Here is a 20710-nt window from a genome sequence, read left to right on the forward strand (position 1 = left end):
TGTAATTTGTAACATGAATGTGTTTCATAAACGGCAGGGACAGGTAGCTGTAAACTTCTGTTACTTTTATACGGATACCATATTCCGGTTTCGTCATTATTAATTCCGGTTGGTGGGGACACCAACCGGTAGGGAAATGTACTCACACATTATAAGGAGTAGTTTCGGTTGGTGAAAACACGATCGATAGAGAATTTATTCACACTATAGAGATTAATTCCGGTTGGTGAGGACACCAGCCGGTAGGAACGGCAAACGCCTGTTACAGGCCTTGTCTTTTGCCGGTTGTTATGCTGCTATCTATTTTCGTCCTGTAGCTTCCTGTATTTGTGCCGGATAGCGTTCGCCAACGATTTTAATTACAGCTAATGCCGAATTTATTTTGCCTAATTCGTCCGTTGTCAATGAAACATTTACAGCACCCATGTTTTCTTGTAAGCGGTGCAATTTTGATGTACCCGGAATTGGAACAATGAAAGGCTTTTGGGCCAACAGCCAGGCTAATGCAACTTGTGCCGGCGTAGCATTTTTGGTTGTTGCAATGGAAATAACCAAATCAACCAGGGCCTGGTTGGCTTCCCTGTTTTCTTTGCTGAAACGCGGTGAAAAATTTCTGCCGTCTGTTTTATCAAACTGGGTGCCCGCATTGATTGTCCCTGTCAGAAATCCTTTGCCTAACGGGCTGAAAGGTACAAAGCCAATTCCCAATTCTTCCAACGTGGAAATGATGTCTGTTTCGGGTTCACGATAAAACATGGAGTATTCACTTTGCAAAGCCGTTACCGGCAAAACAGCATGAGCCCTGCGGATGGTTTCGGCGGTGGCTTCCGATAAACCAAAATGTTTTACTTTACCTTGTTGAATTAAATCTTTTACCGTTCCTGCAACGTCTTCAATCGGCACATCTGGATCAAAGCGGTGTTGGTAAAACAAATCAATCACGTCAGTTCTTAAGCGCTTCAAAGAGGCTTCGGCTACTGCTTTTATGTTGTCGGGACGACTGTCTAATCCTGACAACATTTTGCCTTCTTTGAAACCAAATTTGGTGGCGATCTTTACTTCATTCCGAAATGGTGCAAGCGCTTCGCCAACTAATAATTCATTTTCGCCATAGCCTTCTGCCGTGTCAAAAAACGTAATGCCACATTCAACTGCCGAACGAATTAATTTTATGTTTTCTTCTTTTGCGGGTGCATTTGGAAAACTTAATCCCATAGCGCCAAAACCCAATGCAGACACTTCTAATCCACTATTTCCTAATTTTCTTTTTTCCATTTTATTGATTTTAAAATTTGACTCCACAAAAGTTGTTCAATAAAAAATGGAATCATTTGCCATTTGGCAAAAAGTGATTTAGCCAATATTTTTTCTTATCCGGCTTAATGAAGATTGTGTAACTCCCAGGTAAGAGGCGATAAATGATAAGGGCACACGATTGACCAACGCCGGAAATTTTTCAATAAAATCAAGATAACGCGTAGTTGCATCCTGCGATACCAATTCACTTCTTCTTGCCATTTTTTCACTGTGATATTTAGCCATTATTTTTTGAAGAATAGCGTCCCAGCCAATAATAGTTTCGGCAATTTCTTTCCAATCCTGTTTTGAAAAAACAACCAGTTTGCAATCCGTAATTGCTGAGAGATATTCAGAAGGCGTATAAATTTCGTCAATGGTGTTGCCCGATAAAATCAAATGGTTTTCATCAATAAAATAACGTGTAATTTCTTCGCCTTTGTTGTTGTAATAAAACACATGGATAATACCATCCGTAAGAAATCCAATTTGTCTAACTGTTTTTCCCGCTTCCCAATAATAGTCGTCTTTGTGAAGTTCTATCTCCGTTGCTTTGCTTTTTATCAGGTCAATTTGTTGCTTGTTCAAATTGCCAAACTGCAATACATATTCAATAAATTTTTCCATTCAGTAAAGTTAGAAGTTGTCATCTGACGGTTATTTGTCATTTGGCAAAAAATGTAGGGTGGGAATGGATACACCTGCCTGCACACCATTTCCATCACAACGGCAAAACTGCTTTAGGATTGCAGATAAAGATGAATTTAATTTCAATGCATCATAGATTAGTTCCGGTTGATGGGAACACCAATTGGTACGGAAAAATTTACTCACACATTATAAGAGGTAGTTTCGGTTGGTGAGGACACCAACCGATAGGAAGAAAGCCCTTTCATTATTCATCCTGCTGACACAACGAAACTTAATTATCAATGGCAGTTTTTATTTTGTCCAGCCAACTGCTTTTTTCCATTGTTCTATTTCCGCTTTTCGTTTTTCAAAATCTGCCGGTGGTGTTTGCTTTTCGAGTTTAGCCTGCCTTCTTATGACGCCTGTTTGTTCTTCAAGTGAATTAAGGCCGATAGATCTTCGCCTTTGGTTTACTTTTATTAAGTCGTCAAAAAGTTCAGGGCTTAATTCTCCGTTTTTATCCCAATCAAACTGAGTTCCGTAAAGTTGTGGCTTCCCCTCAAGCACGGCTACCCGGTCAGTTAAGTAAGCTAAATTTTTTGCATGGGCTTTGTTTTCACTAACCACAACTTCCAACAGTTTCACGCACTTTTTCATGAAGCCAGGTTGCCCGATAGCATGCTGTATCACTAACCAGGCTGCTTCACTTGCTGCTTTGCCTACTTTTGTGATGGCAGGATAACCAATTTGGTCAATTATTTCGTTTAAGATTATTGCATTCCTGTTGTGCAATTCTTTCATTTCTTCATTATATCCGTCACTTAGTTGCCCGCTTTGAATAAGTTTGTCCCTTAATGCTAAGTCCGCATTTTGCAGTTCAATTATTTTTTCAGCAATCTCTCTGTAATTCATATTGTTGGTGTGTTATGATTGACGCCAATGGTGAAGCATTCGTGAGGGCATTGGTAGTAGCACCTGGTCCTGGTATAGCGGCTAATGCTTCATTTGAGTGTTGCACCATAGCCTCACTTATGAGTTGACAGCCAGGAGCTGTCGTTTGCTTTTGTGGTATAATTCCAAAGCAGTTCCTCGTTAATTTTGCCTTTATAAAATATTTGTCCTCTTATATCTTTCCATTTATAATTGTAGTAAGTTAAAACTTGTTTGATTGCATTGCGTTGCTTTTCCGTAAGCGGATTTAGGTCAGTTGAAAATTTTCCATCGCCTTTGTTATTATACGTTGGAAAGTATTCAAAATAATCACCGGTTAAACCGGCTTGCTTAAACCAAATGTTTTTAAAATAATCCTTATCGCCAACAGCGTAGGCCCAATCACTTTTTTGTTTTATCAAGCCGCCATTTGTTCTGTAAGAAAGTACGCTGTCCCCTTTAAACTGAATCGTTAAAAAATACTCTGGTAAAAACTTATGCGGCCCCTTAGCGCTTGAATTATTCCAACTGTCAATAAAGTCTGAGGTTTGGTCATTTGTTAGTCGCAATGCAATAGTGTCAAACTGTTTGCGGATTTCAACATAGCTAACTAAGTTTTTGTCTACCTTTTGCCTGTCGTTAAACGCACCTGTGCAGGACGTAAAAAAAATGGATATGATTATCAGGAACTGTTTCATAAGCCTGGTATAACGGCCGGCTATTAGCAAGACGAACGAACAATAAGCACAAATATTGAACAATAATATTTCATCCGCTCTCTTGTCATTTTGTTTGTTATGCGTTCACTCTTTTATTTTTCTGTTTATCAAATTAATGTCAACAGCTATCCTAACAAAGAACCACTCAAAACTATGAACACGGTAATTATTTTTCTATAACCAAATATCTGAATAATGCCTGTAACAGCTATAACAATTGTTCGCCAGCCGGCAATGGCTTCCCACTATCGGTCAGCCTCAGAACACCAACCGATAGAGAAATGCACTCACACATTACAGAGATTAATTCCGGTTGGCGGGGGCACCAGCCGGTAGGGGAATAGACAATGTTATTACCGGGTTTTTAAATGCTTCAAGTGCTTTTAAACGATTGGAAATTTTTTCCTGCCATTCGCTGGTTATTCCACCCGCCTGGTAGGTATTGTCTTTGTCATAATTATCCTGTTCTGCTTCTTCATCCGCTGATGTCTTTTCATAAATTGCTTTTGCGTCTGAAAGTGATTTTGCGTTTTTAATGTCACGCCGCAGGATGCGCGCATATATTTCACAAATATCAAAATGCCCTTGTTCATGTTTGAGCGCTGTTGTGTCGCCATCATCTTTAATCCAGGATAAACTTCGTTTCATTCCAGCCCTGATTGTAAATGTTGTTTTATTATGCTCTGCTAAAAAATGAACGTCAATGCTTTTAACAATAGCACCAAGTTTATGTGTAAGCATATCAGGGGTTGCTTCATATAAAGTGGTATCACTTTTAGTTGGCTTTCCTTTAAAATCCTCAAAGACCAGGCGATGATTTTGAGACCAATACAATGTGTCACCGGTATTTTGTGCCCGGGCGTTTAGATTACAAAAAACGCTCAGGCAAAGCAGTATAAGATGAAACGGGCTTAAGCATTGATGCATGGTTAAAAAATGTTTTCGTTGTTATTACCGGGATGCTACATAAAGGTTTGCGGCAAGCTTCCTCATATAATGTTTTATGAAAACAATATAACTGCAATTATTTGAATAATGCCGGTAAAATATAATCTGAAAGCATCTTGTTTACCTGTGTGTGGGCGTAAGACTGGCCATAGGCTGTTGCCGTTATCACAATTACAAGAGGCTGGTCTTTAAAAATAATGATATAATTTCCTCCATTGCCTGCACAATAGTATGCTTCATAACTTTTATTGTTTGCCCGGAATGTTTTATTCCAAAACAAATAACCGTAAAACTCATTGTTTCTGCCTGCTATCTGCTTTTGTTTGGTGAAGGTCTTTAGCACCCATTCTTTTGGTATTACTTGCTTACCGTTCCATACGCCGCCATTTTTGTATACCTGCCCATATTTTGCAAAGTCCAATGCATTCATCTGAATACCTCCCGCTGTGTTAGGTACATGCTGTGGTGTATATTGCCACTTGTAGCTTGATATGCCTAATGGCTTAAAGAGCTTTTCACTGGCATATTGCTCAAGCCCGCCGGGAACGGTTTTGTTTAAGATGTCTCCTAAAACTACCACGCCTGCTGTAAAATAATGCCAGTTGCTGTTAACAGTATCTTTCTTAACCGGCAGGTCCAGGGCAAATTTCACCCAGTCGTCTGTTGGATACATATTTTCCTCGTTGCCGGGGGAATTGCCATCTTCATCATCACCATCAAAAACAGCACTCATGGTAAGCAAATCCCTGAGTGTTACCTTTTCTTTGTATGGGGAATAATTTTTAAAAGCATGTAAGTTGTAGAACGCTTTCAGCTGCTGGTTTTCGGAGTGTAAATAATTTTCATGAATGGCTATGCCTGTAATGGTTGAAGCGAATGACTTTCCCACCGAGCGGGGATCGTGCAGGGTATTACGGGTTTCACCATTAAAATATTCCTCCATCAATAATTTACCCTTTTTAATGACGACGATACTGCTTATCTTTTTAAACACACCTTCTTCTATATTGCCTTTCAGTTCTTTGATTTTACTGGTATCAAAACTTTCTTTGGATACCGCAAAACCGTTATAGGGTGCTACAGGGCTGAGTTTGATATTCGTAATATCAATAACCGGTTTTCGCTCTACAACCAGGTTTAAGTTGCCGGCAGCAATTAAATCGCCCACTTTAACCTCCCCTGCATCCACATAAGGTTTTATTTCCATCCGCAATAAATGCCTGCCTTCCGTTAAAGCAGTATCGCCACCAAAATACATAAACCTGTTCCAGAACGATTCACTCCAAAGCCCGTTGCTGTTTTCATTGTTAATAAGCGGTTTGTTTATAACCGTTGCGCTATGCTGAATTTTTGCATAGGGAGCCCCAGGATATAAATTGCTCCGGTAGATTAATTTATCATCTACAAAAAGGGTGAATTGATAATTGCCCGTTTTAACAAGCGAATCAGCCGTTAACCCGGGTTGTAATTGATGCAGGTAGTTGGTTATTGAATTACCCATGAAAGCAATAAAAAAAAGATTGCTTTTATTGGTTAGTTTATAGCCGGTTAAAAAATCCGAAGTTTTCAAGTTGGGCAATGCAATGTTATTTGCAGTAAAATATATTTTACCAATATTATTGCGCTGCAACTCCGAAGTGATGCCCTCTGTTTTTACAATGTCTTTCGTTTGTGCATATATGCATACGGTATGAATAACGGCCAAATAGCCTGCAATAAGTAGATATTTCATATTGAACCCTTATCTGATGGCGCTCAAAATTAAAACTGTATATGCTGTAGAAATAGAACGGAATTAGCGTGGCCGGTATTTAACCAAGTATTAAACTTCTGTAGGTGAAAGGTGTAACGCCAACAATATTCTTAAAACACCGGATAAAATGGCTTTGGTCTGCAAAGCCACACTCAAAAGCTATAGCGGCTAATGACTTATTTTTTACGGGCAGCAGTACCAGTGATTTTTGAATTTTCAATTTCCTGATATAATTGCCCAATGTGCAGTGAAAATATTTTGGAAAATCTCTTGAAAGATGGGTGGGGTGAATCTCCAGGATATCGGACAGCCCGGTAAGGGTAAGTTTTTCACAAAATGTATCGTTTAAAACCTCTCTTATCCTGGTAACCCAGACCGGTTTTTTATATAATGAAACATGGGTATCCTGCATGGTTTGTTCCAATAACTGCAACAATAAGTTTTCAATAGATAATGCGGATGTTTCATCATTTATTTTTGTTTCTTTAAAAATATTGTATAACAACAGTTTTGAACCGGGATTTCTAATATTTGTACTTCCGGCTAAATGTTCCAGGTGCAGGTTTACATGATGAAGCCATCTTTTTCCAAGTTCAATATGAAAGCCCCTGGTGAATCCCTTAGGTTTAATATTATAGTGCGGTTCCTGCCAATAGTGAAACAATAAATCGCCCGCCGAGCAGTTATATACTTCTTTTTTATTGCCTTCAATTACATTGCCCTGCAGAATAAAGGTAAAGTAGGCATTTTCATGATAATGCCAGTCCACTTTGTCTTGTGTGTATTCCGTGTCTGTCAGTGTAAGGCCATTAAGGAGCATCGTATTATTTGTCTGTCCATAAAACTGGCCTGTATGCAATAGGTTCATTGAGTATAAAATATCTTTTAAAATATCACGCAAAGTGAGTTCAGCATGTATGCAGGAACAGCAATAACGGTTGGTAAGCCCGGTTGCAAATACCTGACTGAAAAACTGAACGTTGAAGATAATTACAAATGTTCAACGGCAGTATCATGCTGTTCTTTTGCAAATTTGTTTATTATGCGTTCGCCATTTCTTTACTTCTGTTTATCAAATTAATGTCAACAGGTATCCTAACAAAGAACCACCCAAAACTATGAACACGGTGTTTATTTTCCTGTAACCAAATGTCAGCATAATGCTTGTAACAGCTATAACAATTGTTCGCCAGCCGGTAATGGTTTCCTTTGCCATTACGAGGCAAACAGAAAGGATAAGTGCGACAGAAGCAATGTTCACCGCATCTAAAAATGATGAAAAAAGTTTTGAGTTGCGCATTAGTTTTAGAAAAGGGTTTAGAAGCGCTACAAAAACAAAAGAGGGAAGAAACACGGCAAAAGTTGAAATCATTGCTCCTACAATACCGTTGATCTGGTAACCAATAAAAGTAACGGAAGAGGTAACGGGCCCCGGTGTAAATTGCCCCACTGCAATGGCATCAATAAGTTGCTGACGCGTTAAAAGCCCTCTTGAAACAAGTTCGGTATCTAAAAAAGCAAATAAAACATAGCCACTCCCGTAAAGTGTTGCCCCGATTTTCAAAAAGCTCCAAAATAAGTTAAGGTTTGTAGCAGCTATAATTGATGTGACAGGTACCTGCAAAAATGGAAAAGGCAACAGGCTGCTCAAGGTTTTCTTTTGTTTGACAGAAGTGTAAAATGTAAAGAGAAACCCTGCGCCAAACATCAATAAGATTTCATTGAAAACAAAAAATGACAAAGCCAAAACTAAAACCCCGATAATGCCTAATTCAGTTGATTTTAGAGATTGCTTTCCCAATGGATAAATGGCTGCAAGAATTATGGCGATTATGGCTGGCTTAATTCCATAAACAAAAGGTTCAACCTGTGGGAGTTGCCCATATAGTTTATATAACCAGGCAAAAATACCTGTAATAAAAACGGATGGCAGGATGAAACAACTTCCTGCAACGAGTAATCCTTTCCAGCCTCCTTTCTCCTTTCCCAGGTGAATAGCTAACTCCGTGCTGTTTGGCCCCGGTATCAAATTCGTGGCACCCATTATGTCAAGAAACTGCTGCTCGGTGAGCCAGTTTCTTTTTACGACAATTTCTTCTCTCATCATTGCCGTATGGGCCGCAGGCCCTCCAAATGCAGTAAAGCCCAGTTTCAAAAAGAGTTTGGCGATTTCTTTCAGCGCGTTATTTTCTTTCATTACTAAAATATTTCCTGTCCAGCGAAAAGCGACCGCCACCAAAATACAACAGGAATACGAGCAGTAAAGTCATTGCAAAATCAGTTCTGTATTCGTGTGCCATGGCCCAAAAACCCTGGCCCAGCAATATGGGTATTTTGGTTCTGATGAAAGCAACGGCCATGATCGTTAATAACGGAACAGCAGCCAGTCTTGTAAACAGGCCCAGCAATAACAATACTCCACAGGCTATTTCGAAAGTGCCGGTGAAATTTGCCCAAAATGCAGGGTTAACGAAACCAATTTTCATAAACCGTCCCGAACCCACCAATGCGGGGAAAATAAATTTTTGAAGCCCTTCCGAAAGAAAAATGAGTCCAACAATCAAACGTGGTATTATTGTGGGAACTGGTTGCGTATGTAACAACTTACTTTTCATCTTTCAGTTTGAAAACCTGGTTCGTGAATGGCGGCGTTGCAGGAATGGTAATTACATTAAATGCGTGTTGAGTTTCCTGGTGGCAATTGTTGCAGGTGTTTGTCAAAATGGTATAATTGCTTTTTAAATCCGTTTCATTTTTCTTTTGAATGGCATTGGTTATATTTTCCAGCGGTTCGTCAATCATATGAACAGATTGGGTTTCCGGCCGGTCGGTACAATATTTTTTAATATCGTCTAAACTTTCTTTGATCTCATTAATTTCAAAGCCGGCCAATTCCCAGTTTTGATTTATACCTGCAAACCAAAGCTTTGCGTGATGCACCTGGATACTGCTCATAAATTCGCCGAAGCCTGGTTTATAGCTGTCATTAAGTTGGGACTGTAAGCTATCAATCTTGGATTGCAAGGCTTGTGTTTTATCGGATTGCTGCTGGTTGCAGGCAATGCATGATGTTATTAGTAACGTTAAAAAAAACTGCTTCATTATTACATTTTTATAGTTGTACTGTTGTTGCAGCAGGGTAACATATAATGTTGAAGCATTTTGAAGGCACCGCCATAACGATTGGCCAGCCGGTACAAAATACTTAATGGAAAACAGATGTTGAAGTTAAGCACTAATGGCTAACAGCGTAAGATTTACAGAAACCGATGAACTGTTGGCAGACGTTACTGTTTTTCTTTTGCAAGCCCTTCTTGTATTTCCTGACTTGTCAATTCCCAGGCAGATTCAGTAGTTTCACGAGTCAACCAGTTTTTGCCAAGTCTTTTGTTGTGTGTTCGTACTTTATATTATTTGTTATTTACTGATTCGCAAGGGCGCATTTTATCTATGAAAAAAACGCCATCATAATACTTACACCAATCTAATTTTTTTTCGGTATTAATATATGTTTTTATATAAAAAGGTTCAGATTTTATGTTAGAATTATTAAGGTTTGAAAAGTCAACAAAATTGTATGCGATGCCTGAACTATGCATCCAATTTTCAATGCTATTTTTATCCGGCTTTGTAACTATTTCTGGTGAAACATTTCCTAATATCAATCTTCCTTTTCCTGAAAAACTTGTAAAGCCAATTATGTAAGTTTGATTTAGCAGAGATGTGTCTTGTGTAAAATAGTAACCCATACTATTATAGTCAATGCCGTTTGCATTTATCGCCGTTCCCTTTGCAATGTGCGTATTATGAGCCCAAACAATAATTTTTTCGTTTGTATATTTTGAACGCACGAGCCATTTTAAGTTTTCAGCCATCTGAAAATCATGTAAAGGATAGTTTTTCTTTGTTAGAATATATGAACTGTCATACCTATAATACTTAGCCATTTTAAATAATTGCACTTGTCCTTGCAAAACCTTAATGTAAAAACTGTCTTTAATTTCTAATAATTGCAACTGAGCGAGAATATTATTTGTATAATTAAGTAATTTATTCATATCTGTTTTGCTTTTTCCTTCTACTAAAGCAGGTGCTTGCTTTAATAAAGAACAATAGTCTGAATAAGCTTTTTCATTCTTTACAAACGGAATATTTTCTAAACGCAAAAAAGAATCAATTGCTTTATATAAATACCTTATGCTGTAACCTGTATAACCCCTGAAATCCATTCCTGAAAGCACAAGTTTCTGTTCAGCTTTTGATTGATTAACATAAGAGGTTAGCCATTGGAATTGCGAACATTGTGTCCATAATGGATAAATTGACAAATAGATCAAGCTATCCAAGGAAATACCACCATCTTCATATACCTTCCAACCATCGTTTAAAGAGAAGAAATCGCTTTCGAAAACAAGCACATTAAAGCCCATTCTTTCATGCAAAAATTTTATCAATCTTGTTTTAGCCTGAACAGATGTTCCATCACCATGATACAGCTCTCCAAGCATAACAATTCTTTTGGTGCCGATTGTTTTTCGTAAGATTTCTAAGTCTGTAAAATTTGTGTCGTTAGGGTAGATGCTTGTTATTGTTTTTGCATTTTTGAGAATATACTCTTTAATTGAACTTTGCCCGAAGCTTTGTTTGATTAATAAGAGGAAAACAAGAAGATAGGTCAATCTCATTAATATTATTTTTGAAGTAACGAAAGGCTGTATTTGCATGATGCACAACATGCTAATTTATGCTATAAAATACGAGCCCATTTCATAAATTATGAGAAGGCTGAATCTCTCCAGTTTTTTACCTGCATACAAATACAGCCTGCTTATTCTTATAGCAAGATGTTTAAAAATCCTTAGATAATCTCATCTGTGGGAGATGAAGCCCGGCCTTAAAAGATTTTGCGATACATGTGCTTCCGAAGCAGGAAGGAAACTCCTCACAATTTTGTTGTATCACCTGATAATTGAAAATCCTGCGTCCACAGTTAGTTCCGTTCCGTGTATATAGGAGGCTTCGTGCGAAGCAAGGAATAATACCGCATTGGCAATTTCGGAAGGTTCACCAAACCTTTTGAAGGGTATAGTTGGGATGATGCTTTGCATAGCGCCTTCAATTTGTTCGGGACTTAAACCTGTGTTGTTAAACCCGTTTGTTTTAATATATCCCGGGCTGATGCCATTCACACGAATACCTTTTTCTGTAAGCGCTGCTGCAAAGGTTTTGATAAATGACTGCACGGCTGATTTGGCGGCTGAATACACCGGGAAATTTGCTATCCCCATGCCGGTAACAACAGAAGTGTTTAACACAATAGCGCTTCCCGGGTTCATGAATGGTAATATTTGTTTTACGGTAAAAAATGTTCCTTTTACCAACATGTTGAACAACTCGTCAAAATGTGTTTCATCAGCATATGCAAGGGGTGCAAACTTTCCATAACCTGCATTGACAAACAATAAATCAACAGTGTCTGTATATTGTTTTACCTGTTCCTCTAAAAGCAATATGTCTTTCATGTCAGCGGCGTTTGAAACAATGCCAAAAGCATTTGTTCCTAATTTTTCCAAGGCTTTATTTACCGTTTCAGCACTTCGTCCCGTGATGATTACTTTACCGTTTTCATGAATGAATTGTTGGGCAGTGGCAAAACCCATTCCGTTTGTTCCTCCTGTAATAAGCGCGAACTTGTCTTTAAATCTTTGCATTGTTTTTTGTTTTAATTCCGTTGCAAAGATTGGAATGCATGCTGTGGCAGAAAATCCGGAACTTGCTGAATTTTGTAAAAAATAAAGCGGTCAGAAAAAATTTATCTTGCTTTTATTAGTTCGGTTGGTGTTTGCCCGAATTGTTTTTTGAAAGCAAAAGAAAAATGAGATAAATTTTCAAAACCTGTTTCTAAATATACGTCAACTGGTTTTTTGTTTTTTTCGGTAAGTTGGTAATGTGCCAATTCCAGGCGTTTCTGTGTCAGCCATCGTTGTGGCGTTGTGTTGTAAATCTTATGGAAATCCCGTTTGAAAGTTGTCAAACTGCGACCTGTCAGGTAACCGAATTTTTCCAAAGGCATATTAAACATAAAGTTCTTTTCCATAAAATTTGAAAGGTCAATTTTATGTGGCGCTTCAAAGTTGGCTAAAACGTTGTCAATGTCTTTATCTATTGTCCGCAAAACGCTAATTGCTTCCGTAATTTTTAGTGAAGCAATGTTTTCAGGAAATTTTTCCTGCATGTCAAAATAAGGTATCAACGAAGCAAGGCAACTTTCTAATAATGGGTGCTTGTTAAAACTTCTGATTTGTAGTGTTGGGGAAACTTTGGGTTTTACATTCAGGTTGGCGTAAAATTCCCTTAGCCTGTCAATGGAAAGATGCATTACAACAGACATGTGCGGTCGTCCGTCTTTCGGATAATTGATAATAGTTGCTAACTGATTTCTTGGAATGAGAAAAATGTCGCCTGTCTTAAACAAATAGTTTTGATGAGCTTGAATGATTTTTGTTTCACCGGAAATGAACCACACAAGCATATGGTGTTCAAACACAACTTCTGTCTTAAACAACTTGTCTTCATAGCAGGAAAGTTTAATGTCGTCTGTTATGTATTTTAGTTGAAAGTCCATACGCTGGTGCAGTTGCTAATTTACAAATATCAGTTAAGCTGAAATGTTATGCCCGTCAAATTTTCGCCTAATTCCCACAAACGTTTTGCGTTTGCTTCGGCCACCGAATAAGGTTTTACACCCGCGGAAATGTCTTGTCCTAAAGACAATTCAGCAATGTCGGTATCTTCACAATACACGCCGCCAATGTTGTTTAGCAGCGGACTTGTCGCACTCCAAATTGTTGTAGATGCACCTTGCGGAATTGTTTTGAGCGAAGCGGCAACTTCGGGCAACATATTTCCTTTTTCATCGCAAAAGCCCATTTGTATAAACATTTCCAATGGTGCTTCTCTTGCTAATTCTGTTCCTCCAATAGACCCCGGGTGAATTGAATATGCTCTTACGCCAAACTCTTTTGCCCGGTTGTCTAATTCAAGCGAAAACAGGTTAACAGCTGTTTTTGATTGCCCGTAACCTTGCAACGTTTCGTATGCACGATGTTCAAAATTCGGATCGTCAAAATTGAAAGGTGCAAATTGATGTCCTTGCGATGAAACGTTAATTACCCTTGCTCCGTTTGCTTTTTGGAGTGCTGTCCAAAGTTTTGCGGTTAGTTGAAATTGAGCCAAAAAATTTACGGCTAATTGCGATTCAATGCCGCGATGGTCCCTGCGTAGCGGAACCCACATAATTCCGGCGTTGTTGATGAGCAAATGCAGCGGTCTGTCCGAAGCTAAAAACCTGCTAGCAAATGTGTCAATGGAATCAGGATCTACTAAGTCCATTTCTTCAATTTCTACGTTATCAATTCCCTGCAAGTTTTTCTTTGCTTTTTCAATGTCCCTTGCAGGAACAATTACTGTAGCTCCTGCATTAGCCAGTGTTTTCACTGTTTCCAGGCCAATGCCCGTGTTTCCACCTGTTACTATAGCAGTTTTTCCTGTAAGGTCAATATCTTTAATTACTTCTGTTGAAGTTGATTTTGCATTGAAGCCCGAACCTATTGGTTTCTGTAATGCTCCGTTGTAATTCGTTTGTCCCATTTTTAAATTATTATGTTAAGACAAAAGTAGATGGAGCCCGGTGAAGCAGGTTTGTTCAAACGGCCAGATTTGCTTTGTTCAAACGGCCTTTTTTTCGGGTAGGGGGCAGGCCTGGTTTTCCGTCTGTCGTATCGGCTTGTGCGGTCGTTCTACCATGGCCTATAAAGTTATAATGAATGAAGCAAGATGGTTTTATATTTTTAAAGTGCGTGCAGTACACTTCATTCATTTTGTTGCTGATTATGCTGTTTTACTGGCTGTTCATGTGTAAATATAAAGCCAGCTTTCATGTATTGTTTTTGCTATTGAGCTTGCAGGAACTATAAATGCGACAAGGCAACAGCTTAAGTTTTGTTTGGAAATTAACGAATGTGTAAAGTATTATGTTTTATGACCGGTTGTTATTACTCATCCCAAAAACCTTCCGGCGCCTTATGTTTCTTAGTATCCCCTACCTGTATGCACTATCGTGTTGCACATTAATTATACAATTTCACTTGCATAGCCGGTTGCGGAAAGAATGAAAAATCTTAATCTTGTTATACATGTTGCAAAATGCTATTGTCTTTGTTTTATTATGCACCGCAGCAGTGGCAACAGTTGTATTAAAAAAACTGGATGCAAAAGCCGCTGTTGCCGCAGTTGTAATTGGTTTTATGGTTTGGCTTGGTGAAGGCTATACCGGTATTGCAATGCTGGCAACATTTTTTATAGCCGGTACGCTTGCTACATCCTGGAAGATGCGCACAAAACAACAAGCCGGTTTGGCAGAACAACATCGCGGGCAAAGAACAGCAGCGCAGGTTATAGCAAACGGTGGCGTTGCAGCCCTGCTATCATTACTATCTTTTATGTTTAGTGAACAACAACCCTTGTTGTTGTTAATGGTTGCATCCAGTCTTTCCTCAGCCGTTGCAGATACCCTGTCTTCTGAATTAGGCAATGTGTATGGAAAGAAATTCTATAACATTATGAACTTAAAAAAAGACCTGCGCGGATTGAATGGTGTGATAAGTTTTGAAGGAACATTAATTGGCATAGCCGGCAGCATTTTAATTGCTTTAATATATGCGCTGCAGGCAGGGTTTACGATTGACTTTTTATGGATAGTTATTGCAGGTACCGTTGGCAATTTAACCGACTCTGTTTTGGGCGCCACATTGGAACGAAAGCATATCCTGAATAATAGTGCCGTGAATTTTTTAAATACACTTACCGGCGCCGTGGCGGGTTTATTGTTGTATTATTTTTAGATATAGTCCTCTTTTCTTGCATGCGTAATAACAGGCGGTTTGCTCCATGAAGGCGGAACGTCAGTTGTAAGGAGTAATGGCATGGATAATGAAATACCGCCTAAATATTTTGATTGCTCCAGGTAAATAACCTCCCTGATTTTATAGAACCTTATAGCATACGAACACATAACACAAGGCTCATGTGTGGTGTATAAAATGCAGGCTGATAAATCATTTGTATTTAAGTTTTTAACAGCCTGCCTTATGGCTTCCATTTCTGCATGGCAGGAAATATCGTTTTTTGTTTTAACGGCTTCTTCGGCTTCACTTATTATGTCATCACCTTTTATTACAATAGCACCTACAGGGCTATTTCCTTTTTCCGCGGCCGCTTTGGCCAATACCAAACAGCGTTGTAAATAATAATGCGCATTTTTCATTTATGCAATATCGTAAGCAGTAAAATTATTATTGATAATAATGAAAGTTGCAAGCATGAACTTACGTTTTAAATTATAGCTGCTCTACAATTTCCAGCGATTTTTTTACGTGTTCATCAGGCGATATATGATCGGTTTCTGATGAAAAGACAGCTACAATCTCGTCGTTTTTGTTAATAACAAATGTTGTTCGCGGAATAAAGCCGTGTGAAATCTGCTGCCCGGTTACATCTTTAGCACCGGCTTTTGGAGGTATCAGCTCCAGGCCATAGGTAGCTGCAATTTTTCCGCCTTCATCTGAAGCCACGGGAAATTTTCCTGCACAATATTCAGGGCTGGATGAAAACGATTTCAACCGCTCAATATCGTCTGCTGATACGCCGATAATGGTGGCGCCCGCTGCCGTAAACTTATCTTTCATTTCGGCAAAAGTGTGTGCTTCCAGGTCGCAACCGCCTGTGTATGCGGCAGGATAGAAATATACAACTACGGGGCCTTTTTCAAGGGCTTCCTTTAAAGAAAATTCAAATTCATTGCCCGCCAGGCTGGCGTTGCTGGTGAACATAGGTGCTTTGGCGCCTTTTGATAATACTTTCATTTGTGCAAAGCTATGTTGATTAATGAAGAGCAAAAGCCCTAAAATTAAAAATAGCGGGAAATAATTTTTCTTTGACATGACAAATTGTTTTTAAATACGGTTATGACTCATAACTTATAAGGTTGCAGCTACATGAGTGCAGGCAGGAGGTTTAAACTTCATGTATTGTATAATAAAAGTACAAACTTTAAGATAGATACGGTGAATTTCGACGAGATGTAGTAAAGGCTTCGTCAAAGCCGCAACACCTCAAACAATTGCATGAAAAAACCGGCTGCCCTGAACGGCCGGGATATAGTATCTTTCTTGCCGGTTGATTAATATCTATTCCAGTACAATTAAACAAATGCTTGCATGATCAGTAAGTTTATCACGGGTACGGCACTGGCTGTTGCTTTTACCATGGCTGCCACTGCCCAAACAACAGAAATTCCCGACACTTCCTATCAGTTACCTCCTTTGTTAATCACGCAATCGGGCAAAGCAATTCATACGGCAGCAGATTGGGAAAAAAAGCGCAGGCCTGAAGTGCTTGCACTGTTTGAACAATATGTATATGGTAAAACACCGGTGAAGAAAATCCCTTTGCGGTTTGTTACCTTGTCTGTAAACACCACTGCACTGAATGGGGCAGCTACACGCAAACAGGTGCGGGCCTATTTTTCAAAAGATGAAAAATATTTTATGGACATCTTATTGTACCTGCCCAATAATACAGATAAGCCTGCGCCGCTATTTTTAGGTTTGAATTTTGGCGGCAATCAAACTATAGATACTGATACCGGAATTTTAATTTCAAAAAGATGGGTAAGGTATGATGAAGGGGCGGCATATAAAGATCATTATGCTACCGAAGCTTCCCGCGGCATACAGGCCGGCCGGTGGCCGGTACAGGAAATCATTAACCGCGGTTATGGATTGGCAACCATATATTATGGGGATCTTCAGCCCGACAGCAGCAATAGTGTTAATGCAGGCATTGCACCTTTGTTTTATAAAGATGGCCAGACAAAACCCGCCCCCGGTGAATGGGGCGCTATTGGTGTGTGGGCATGGGGCCTGAGCCGGGCTATGGATTACCTGGAAACCGATCCGGCGGTTGATGCAAAGAAAGTGGCCGTAATAGGGCATTCCCGCCTGGGCAAAACCGCCTTATGGGCCGGCGCGCAGGATAAGCGTTTTGCCCTGGTAATGTCCAATAATTCTGGTGAAGGCGGCGCGGCAATTACAAGAAGAAAGTATGGGGAAACGATTACCAAAATCAATACGGCATTTCCGCACTGGTTTTGCGATAACTATAAAGCCTATAACGACCGTGAAGATGCATTGCCTGTAGATTTTCATGAACTGGTGGCTTTAATAGCGCCCCGGCCTGTGTATGTGGCCAGTGCATCACAGGACCAATGGTCGGACCCTGCAGGAGAATATCTTTCCGCCTGGCATGCAGGGGAAGTATATAGGCTTTATAACCTCACCGGGTTGCCGGGCGCAGTGCCTCCTCCGATAAATACGCCGGTGGGCAGCGGGTCAATAGGTTATCATATGCGGAATGGCGGGCACGATATACAGCTTTACGACTGGCAGCAATACCTGGATTTTGCTGACAGGTTTTTTAAGTAAAAAATAAGCGGGTTTTGTGACTCAATTGCGACTACAGAAATCAGGATAATGAGATATGTAAAGATTTTTTGCGGGTTGCTTTTTACATTTTTTATCAGTCAGTCGTGTTCTCTAATAATTAAAGATCATGACAGAAATGCAATTGTTTTAAAAGATTCAATCAAGATTAATAATGACAGTAGTTTGTATTGGTATGAATACTCCAAACCATTTGGGCATAATTCCGTAAGCTATATCCAGGTTGATAATAGTTTTTGCAACCTTGATAGCCGCAAGGCATTAATTACAGGAGATCTGATTATGGGCATTGATACTGTAATCGATGATAAAATTAAATTTATCTGTGCAGATACCTTTTCTGTTTTACAGTCTTCCAGCTATCGAACTATCCTGATCCCATATAATTATAAATCGGTTCATGCTATTAAACTAAGGATTAATAAACCATTTTTTATTGCAGATTCCTGTAAGTGAATAAGGCTTGCGAACGGGCATGAATTGAAGTTGTGAAAGAGAATGAGCTTTTATACTTCGTGCCTGCAAAGTTTTTTCTGTGCTCATGACTTTGCTAAAGAGACATTCGGGAAAGGGAACTTCCTGAAAAAATATTTTTGTGTAATTTGATGCTCCAAAACATCTAAACCAATAAACTGTTTATGAAAAAGAAAATTATTTTCTCCCTTCTTATGTCTCTTTTCTTTTTGAATGTATTCTCTCAAAATCCTGATAAAGCTGAGCAACTAGTTAATGAAGGAATAAAATTACACGACGCAGGCAAATACGCTGAAGCAATTGCAAAATACAAAGAAGCGCTTACCACCGATGCTGATCATCCGGCAGCGCTTTATGAAATGTCGTACACCTACTACATAAGTGGTGTATTGGATTCGGCAATTGTTTTAGATGAAAAACTTTTGAAGATGAACATACCCGATAATACGCGAAAACAAGTGTATGTAAACCTCGGTTCTGTATATGATGATAGCAAGCAGCCGCAACAGGCAATTAAAACCTATAAACAGGGAATAAAAAAGTTCCCGGATTTCTATTTATTATATTTCAACCTGGGTATAACACAATATCGAAACAATGATAATGAAAACGCGATGGAGAATTTTCAGAAAGCGGTTACATTAAGGCCATTCCATGCAGGATCTAATAATGGAATGTATCAAATACTTGCTGATGAAAATAAAATTCCTGCTGTATTGACTGCAACAATGGTTTGCATTGCAGAAAAAAATACAAAACGTTCTGTTGAATGTGCTCAATTTATTCAATCGGCATTTGCGCCCACTGTAAAATCAGATTCAGCTAAAAAGAACATGGCCATTTATATTCCTTCATCATCATTATCGGAAGCCAAAGAAAATAATTTTTCTTCAGCAGAACTTGGTATATCCCTGATGGCAGCATCGCCTGACATAATGGATAAGCTTCAGTTAAGTACAGCAGTACAAAAATTGAAATTTCAGTTTGATGCGCTTTGCGGTTTTTTAGATGATAAAAAACAGAAAGGCTTCTTCTGGAAATTTTATGCGCCTTTCTTTTCTGACATTAAGAAAAACAATTACACAGAAGTATTGGTTAATCTCATTTTACAAAATACCGAAAATGAATCTGCACTTTGGGTTACAACCAATGAAACTAGAGTAAGTGAGTTTTATGGTTGGGTGAGTAAATATAACTGGCCAAACAAATAAGGGTTGCCTTTGCTAACTGTAGTTTGTAACTGCGGGATTTTTTTACTATGATCTGCTGTTTAACCACCTGGTGCTTCTGGCTAATTTATTTGCCTCCATAGTTAAAAATGTACGCAGGGTAAGACATTCTACAGCGAACTACGGGATTATTTTTATCTTTAGCTAAGACTAACACTCATATGCAAGACTTCCTGCCCACGCTTGGTCACTATTTGCCCTATCTTTTAATGATTGCTGCCGGCGGCGGATGTGCGGCTGCTGCAATGCGCTTTTCTGATAAAAGAGAATACTTTAAAAAACAGTACAATATTATTACCAATGAAAATGAAAAACAATCCATCGCCTGGTACAACAAATTTTTGAAACGACAGATTAATGCACAGGTAATGGGCATTGTTGTTTTTGGAGCATTGCTTTTCGCTTTTCGAGATGGCATTTCCAATCTTGTTAACTTTTCGGGGAGCGGCTTATATAATTTGCTGGCTTTATTAATTGCCCTTTTTTCATTTTGTATATGGCTGGTAAAAAAAAGTAACCAGCAAACCTTACAGGAAAACATGCAAACAGATAAAAGACCTCCTGTGTTATTTTTGCGGTCTTTTGAAACGGAAGGCGATGCACCGCTAACTATATTTGATGCAGTTAGTAAAGGTTCAAAAAAACTTATTACTTATGAAGATATTGCTATTGGCTATACAAAAATGGTTGGGCCTGTTATAGCCATTGCTTCACCCCTTAGAAAAGAAACCGAAATCGTGGGCGCCTCCAAAGGGTATGTTGAAGACTGGCAAAAAGCAATTCATCAATATATGGCCTCTGCATCGCTTATTATAATGCGTCCTTTCGGCTCAGAAGGTGTGCTATGGGAATTTGAGCAGCTTGTAAAGTTGAGGTATTTGCATAAAACCATTTTATATATACAATTGGGGGGCAAAGAAAACAAAACAAACAAGCGGCTATATCAATATAACGAACTGGCATACGACCATTTCAGGCAGTGTGTTTTAAAAGATTATGCAATTGATGTTGGCGATTATAATCCTAAGGCCCCCTGGTCTTTTTTTGATTCCGATAATAGGGTTTATGAAACCAATGACTACTTCGATATTCCTGTTTTCAGAAAAGTTTTTTATGAGCAATATTTAAAGTCACAGAATAAAACATTAATTGCCGTTAACTAAACAACAG

The 20710-nt window shown here is 38.9% G+C and carries 20 protein-coding genes; 4 read left to right on the forward strand and 16 right to left on the reverse strand.

From position 1 onward, the window contains the following. Positions 1-300: 300 nt before the first annotated feature. From ACTHN6_RS15800 to ACTHN6_RS15865, 14 genes are all read right to left on the reverse strand, one after another. Positions 301-1275, reverse strand: coding sequence for an aldo/keto reductase (locus ACTHN6_RS15800; protein WP_440436740.1), 975 nt, complete (start codon positions 1273-1275; stop codon positions 301-303). Between the two features lie 78 nt (positions 1276-1353). After that, positions 1354-1923, reverse strand: a complete 570-nt coding sequence (locus ACTHN6_RS15805; protein ID WP_440436741.1) for a Crp/Fnr family transcriptional regulator — start codon at positions 1921-1923, stop codon at positions 1354-1356. Between the two features lie 315 nt (positions 1924-2238). Beyond that, positions 2239-2838 (reverse strand): DUF6624 domain-containing protein, encoded by a 600-nt coding sequence (locus ACTHN6_RS15810; protein ID WP_440436742.1) that lies wholly within the window; start codon positions 2836-2838, stop codon positions 2239-2241. Between the two features lie 113 nt (positions 2839-2951). Then, the gene (locus ACTHN6_RS15815) at positions 2952-3554 is read right to left on the reverse strand and encodes a hypothetical protein (RefSeq protein WP_440436743.1); all 603 of its coding nucleotides are present in this window, start codon (positions 3552-3554) and stop codon (positions 2952-2954) included. Positions 3555-3878: 324 nt separating this feature from the next. Beyond that, on the reverse strand, positions 3879-4502 hold the full coding sequence (locus ACTHN6_RS15820; RefSeq protein ID WP_440436744.1) for a hypothetical protein: 624 nt from the start codon (positions 4500-4502) through the stop codon (positions 3879-3881). A 97-nt stretch (positions 4503-4599) separates the two neighbouring features. After that, on the reverse strand, positions 4600-6255 hold the full coding sequence (locus tag ACTHN6_RS15825; RefSeq protein ID WP_440436745.1) for a serine hydrolase domain-containing protein: 1656 nt from the start codon (positions 6253-6255) through the stop codon (positions 4600-4602). A gap of 79 nt (positions 6256-6334) precedes the next feature. Next, entirely contained in the window at positions 6335-7144 is an 810-nt protein-coding gene (locus tag ACTHN6_RS15830) for a helix-turn-helix transcriptional regulator (protein ID WP_440436746.1), read from the reverse strand. Positions 7145-7348: 204 nt separating this feature from the next. Beyond that, positions 7349-8473 carry a chromate efflux transporter gene (gene chrA / locus ACTHN6_RS15835; protein WP_440436747.1) on the reverse strand — a complete coding sequence of 375 codons (1125 nt, stop codon included), beginning with the start codon at positions 8471-8473 and terminating at the stop codon, positions 7349-7351. Then, positions 8460-8891, reverse strand: a complete 432-nt coding sequence (locus ACTHN6_RS15840) for a DoxX family protein (protein WP_440436748.1) — start codon at positions 8889-8891, stop codon at positions 8460-8462. Before ACTHN6_RS15840 ends, chrA begins: the two co-directional genes overlap by 14 nt. Further along, on the reverse strand, positions 8881-9378 hold the full coding sequence (locus tag ACTHN6_RS15845) for a hypothetical protein (protein ID WP_440436749.1): 498 nt from the start codon (positions 9376-9378) through the stop codon (positions 8881-8883). The genes ACTHN6_RS15840 and ACTHN6_RS15845 overlap by 11 nt, the downstream gene beginning before the upstream one ends. 308 nt (positions 9379-9686) lie before the next feature. Continuing rightward, positions 9687-10961, reverse strand: coding sequence for an erythromycin esterase family protein (locus ACTHN6_RS15850; RefSeq protein WP_440436750.1), 1275 nt, complete (start codon positions 10959-10961; stop codon positions 9687-9689). Between the two features lie 273 nt (positions 10962-11234). Beyond that, complete coding sequence (locus ACTHN6_RS15855; protein ID WP_440436751.1) at positions 11235-11987, reverse strand: SDR family oxidoreductase; 753 nt, start codon at positions 11985-11987, stop codon at positions 11235-11237. A 101-nt stretch (positions 11988-12088) separates the two neighbouring features. Beyond that, positions 12089-12841: a helix-turn-helix domain-containing protein gene (locus ACTHN6_RS15860; protein WP_440436752.1), complete on the reverse strand. Its 753-nt coding sequence runs from the start codon at positions 12839-12841 to the stop codon at positions 12089-12091. 89 nt (positions 12842-12930) lie between these two features. Then, a complete protein-coding gene (locus tag ACTHN6_RS15865) occupies positions 12931-13926 on the reverse strand; it encodes an SDR family NAD(P)-dependent oxidoreductase (protein ID WP_440436753.1) in 996 nt (331 codons plus the stop codon). A gap of 545 nt (positions 13927-14471) precedes the next feature. On the opposite strand from ACTHN6_RS15865, the gene ACTHN6_RS15870 reads away from it, so the two are divergent. Beyond that, positions 14472-15179: a DUF92 domain-containing protein gene (locus tag ACTHN6_RS15870; protein WP_440436754.1), complete on the forward strand. Its 708-nt coding sequence runs from the start codon at positions 14472-14474 to the stop codon at positions 15177-15179. Here the strand turns inward: ACTHN6_RS15870 and ACTHN6_RS15875 are convergent. Together ACTHN6_RS15875 and ACTHN6_RS15880 are read right to left on the reverse strand one after the other, a co-directional pair. Next, on the reverse strand, positions 15176-15601 hold the full coding sequence (locus ACTHN6_RS15875) for a nucleoside deaminase (protein ID WP_440436755.1): 426 nt from the start codon (positions 15599-15601) through the stop codon (positions 15176-15178). The genes ACTHN6_RS15870 and ACTHN6_RS15875 overlap by 4 nt on opposite strands. A gap of 73 nt (positions 15602-15674) precedes the next feature. After that, entirely contained in the window at positions 15675-16277 is a 603-nt protein-coding gene (locus tag ACTHN6_RS15880) for a peroxiredoxin (RefSeq protein ID WP_440436756.1), read from the reverse strand. 276 nt (positions 16278-16553) lie between these two features. Here ACTHN6_RS15880 and ACTHN6_RS15885 point away from each other — a divergent pair, with 276 nt between their 5' ends. The 3 genes from ACTHN6_RS15885 to ACTHN6_RS15895 all read left to right on the forward strand — a co-directional run bounded on the left by ACTHN6_RS15885 (position 16554) and on the right by ACTHN6_RS15895 (position 20703). Beyond that, positions 16554-17819 carry a glucuronyl esterase domain-containing protein gene (locus ACTHN6_RS15885; RefSeq protein WP_440436757.1) on the forward strand — a complete coding sequence of 422 codons (1266 nt, stop codon included), beginning with the start codon at positions 16554-16556 and terminating at the stop codon, positions 17817-17819. Positions 17820-18475: 656 nt separating this feature from the next. Next, complete coding sequence (locus tag ACTHN6_RS15890) at positions 18476-19522, forward strand: tetratricopeptide repeat protein (RefSeq protein ID WP_440436758.1); 1047 nt, start codon at positions 18476-18478, stop codon at positions 19520-19522. 179 nt (positions 19523-19701) lie between these two features. Continuing rightward, the gene (locus ACTHN6_RS15895; RefSeq protein WP_440436759.1) at positions 19702-20703 is read left to right on the forward strand and encodes a hypothetical protein; all 1002 of its coding nucleotides are present in this window, start codon (positions 19702-19704) and stop codon (positions 20701-20703) included. Positions 20704-20710 lie beyond the last annotated feature (7 nt).

The organism is Parafilimonas sp., assembly GCF_051953455.1.
Lineage (GTDB): Bacteria > Bacteroidota > Bacteroidia > Chitinophagales > Chitinophagaceae > Parafilimonas.

Excerpts from the sequence above, each read along its gene's own strand:
- ACTHN6_RS15800 (WP_440436740.1), bottom strand. The coding sequence starts at position 1,275 with ATGGAAAAAAGAAAATTAGGAAATAGTGGATTAGAAGTGTCTGCATTG.
- ACTHN6_RS15805 (WP_440436741.1), bottom strand. The coding sequence starts at position 1,923 with ATGGAAAAATTTATTGAATATGTATTGCAGTTTGGCAATTTGAACAAG.
- ACTHN6_RS15810 (WP_440436742.1), bottom strand. The coding sequence starts at position 2,838 with ATGAATTACAGAGAGATTGCTGAAAAAATAATTGAACTGCAAAATGCG.
- ACTHN6_RS15815 (WP_440436743.1), bottom strand. The coding sequence starts at position 3,554 with ATGAAACAGTTCCTGATAATCATATCCATTTTTTTTACGTCCTGCACA.
- ACTHN6_RS15820 (WP_440436744.1), bottom strand. The coding sequence starts at position 4,502 with ATGCATCAATGCTTAAGCCCGTTTCATCTTATACTGCTTTGCCTGAGC.
- ACTHN6_RS15825 (WP_440436745.1), bottom strand. The coding sequence starts at position 6,255 with ATGAAATATCTACTTATTGCAGGCTATTTGGCCGTTATTCATACCGTA.
- ACTHN6_RS15830 (WP_440436746.1), bottom strand. The coding sequence starts at position 7,144 with ATGAACCTATTGCATACAGGCCAGTTTTATGGACAGACAAATAATACG.
- chrA (WP_440436747.1), bottom strand. The coding sequence starts at position 8,473 with ATGAAAGAAAATAACGCGCTGAAAGAAATCGCCAAACTCTTTTTGAAA.
- ACTHN6_RS15840 (WP_440436748.1), bottom strand. The coding sequence starts at position 8,891 with ATGAAAAGTAAGTTGTTACATACGCAACCAGTTCCCACAATAATACCA.
- ACTHN6_RS15845 (WP_440436749.1), bottom strand. The coding sequence starts at position 9,378 with ATGAAGCAGTTTTTTTTAACGTTACTAATAACATCATGCATTGCCTGC.
- ACTHN6_RS15850 (WP_440436750.1), bottom strand. The coding sequence starts at position 10,961 with ATGAGATTGACCTATCTTCTTGTTTTCCTCTTATTAATCAAACAAAGC.
- ACTHN6_RS15855 (WP_440436751.1), bottom strand. The coding sequence starts at position 11,987 with ATGCAAAGATTTAAAGACAAGTTCGCGCTTATTACAGGAGGAACAAAC.
- ACTHN6_RS15865 (WP_440436753.1), bottom strand. The coding sequence starts at position 13,926 with ATGGGACAAACGAATTACAACGGAGCATTACAGAAACCAATAGGTTCG.
- ACTHN6_RS15870 (WP_440436754.1), top strand. The coding sequence starts at position 14,472 with ATGTTGCAAAATGCTATTGTCTTTGTTTTATTATGCACCGCAGCAGTG.
- ACTHN6_RS15875 (WP_440436755.1), bottom strand. The coding sequence starts at position 15,601 with ATGAAAAATGCGCATTATTATTTACAACGCTGTTTGGTATTGGCCAAA.
- ACTHN6_RS15880 (WP_440436756.1), bottom strand. The coding sequence starts at position 16,277 with ATGTCAAAGAAAAATTATTTCCCGCTATTTTTAATTTTAGGGCTTTTG.
- ACTHN6_RS15885 (WP_440436757.1), top strand. The coding sequence starts at position 16,554 with ATGATCAGTAAGTTTATCACGGGTACGGCACTGGCTGTTGCTTTTACC.
- ACTHN6_RS15890 (WP_440436758.1), top strand. The coding sequence starts at position 18,476 with ATGAAAAAGAAAATTATTTTCTCCCTTCTTATGTCTCTTTTCTTTTTG.
- ACTHN6_RS15895 (WP_440436759.1), top strand. The coding sequence starts at position 19,702 with ATGCAAGACTTCCTGCCCACGCTTGGTCACTATTTGCCCTATCTTTTA.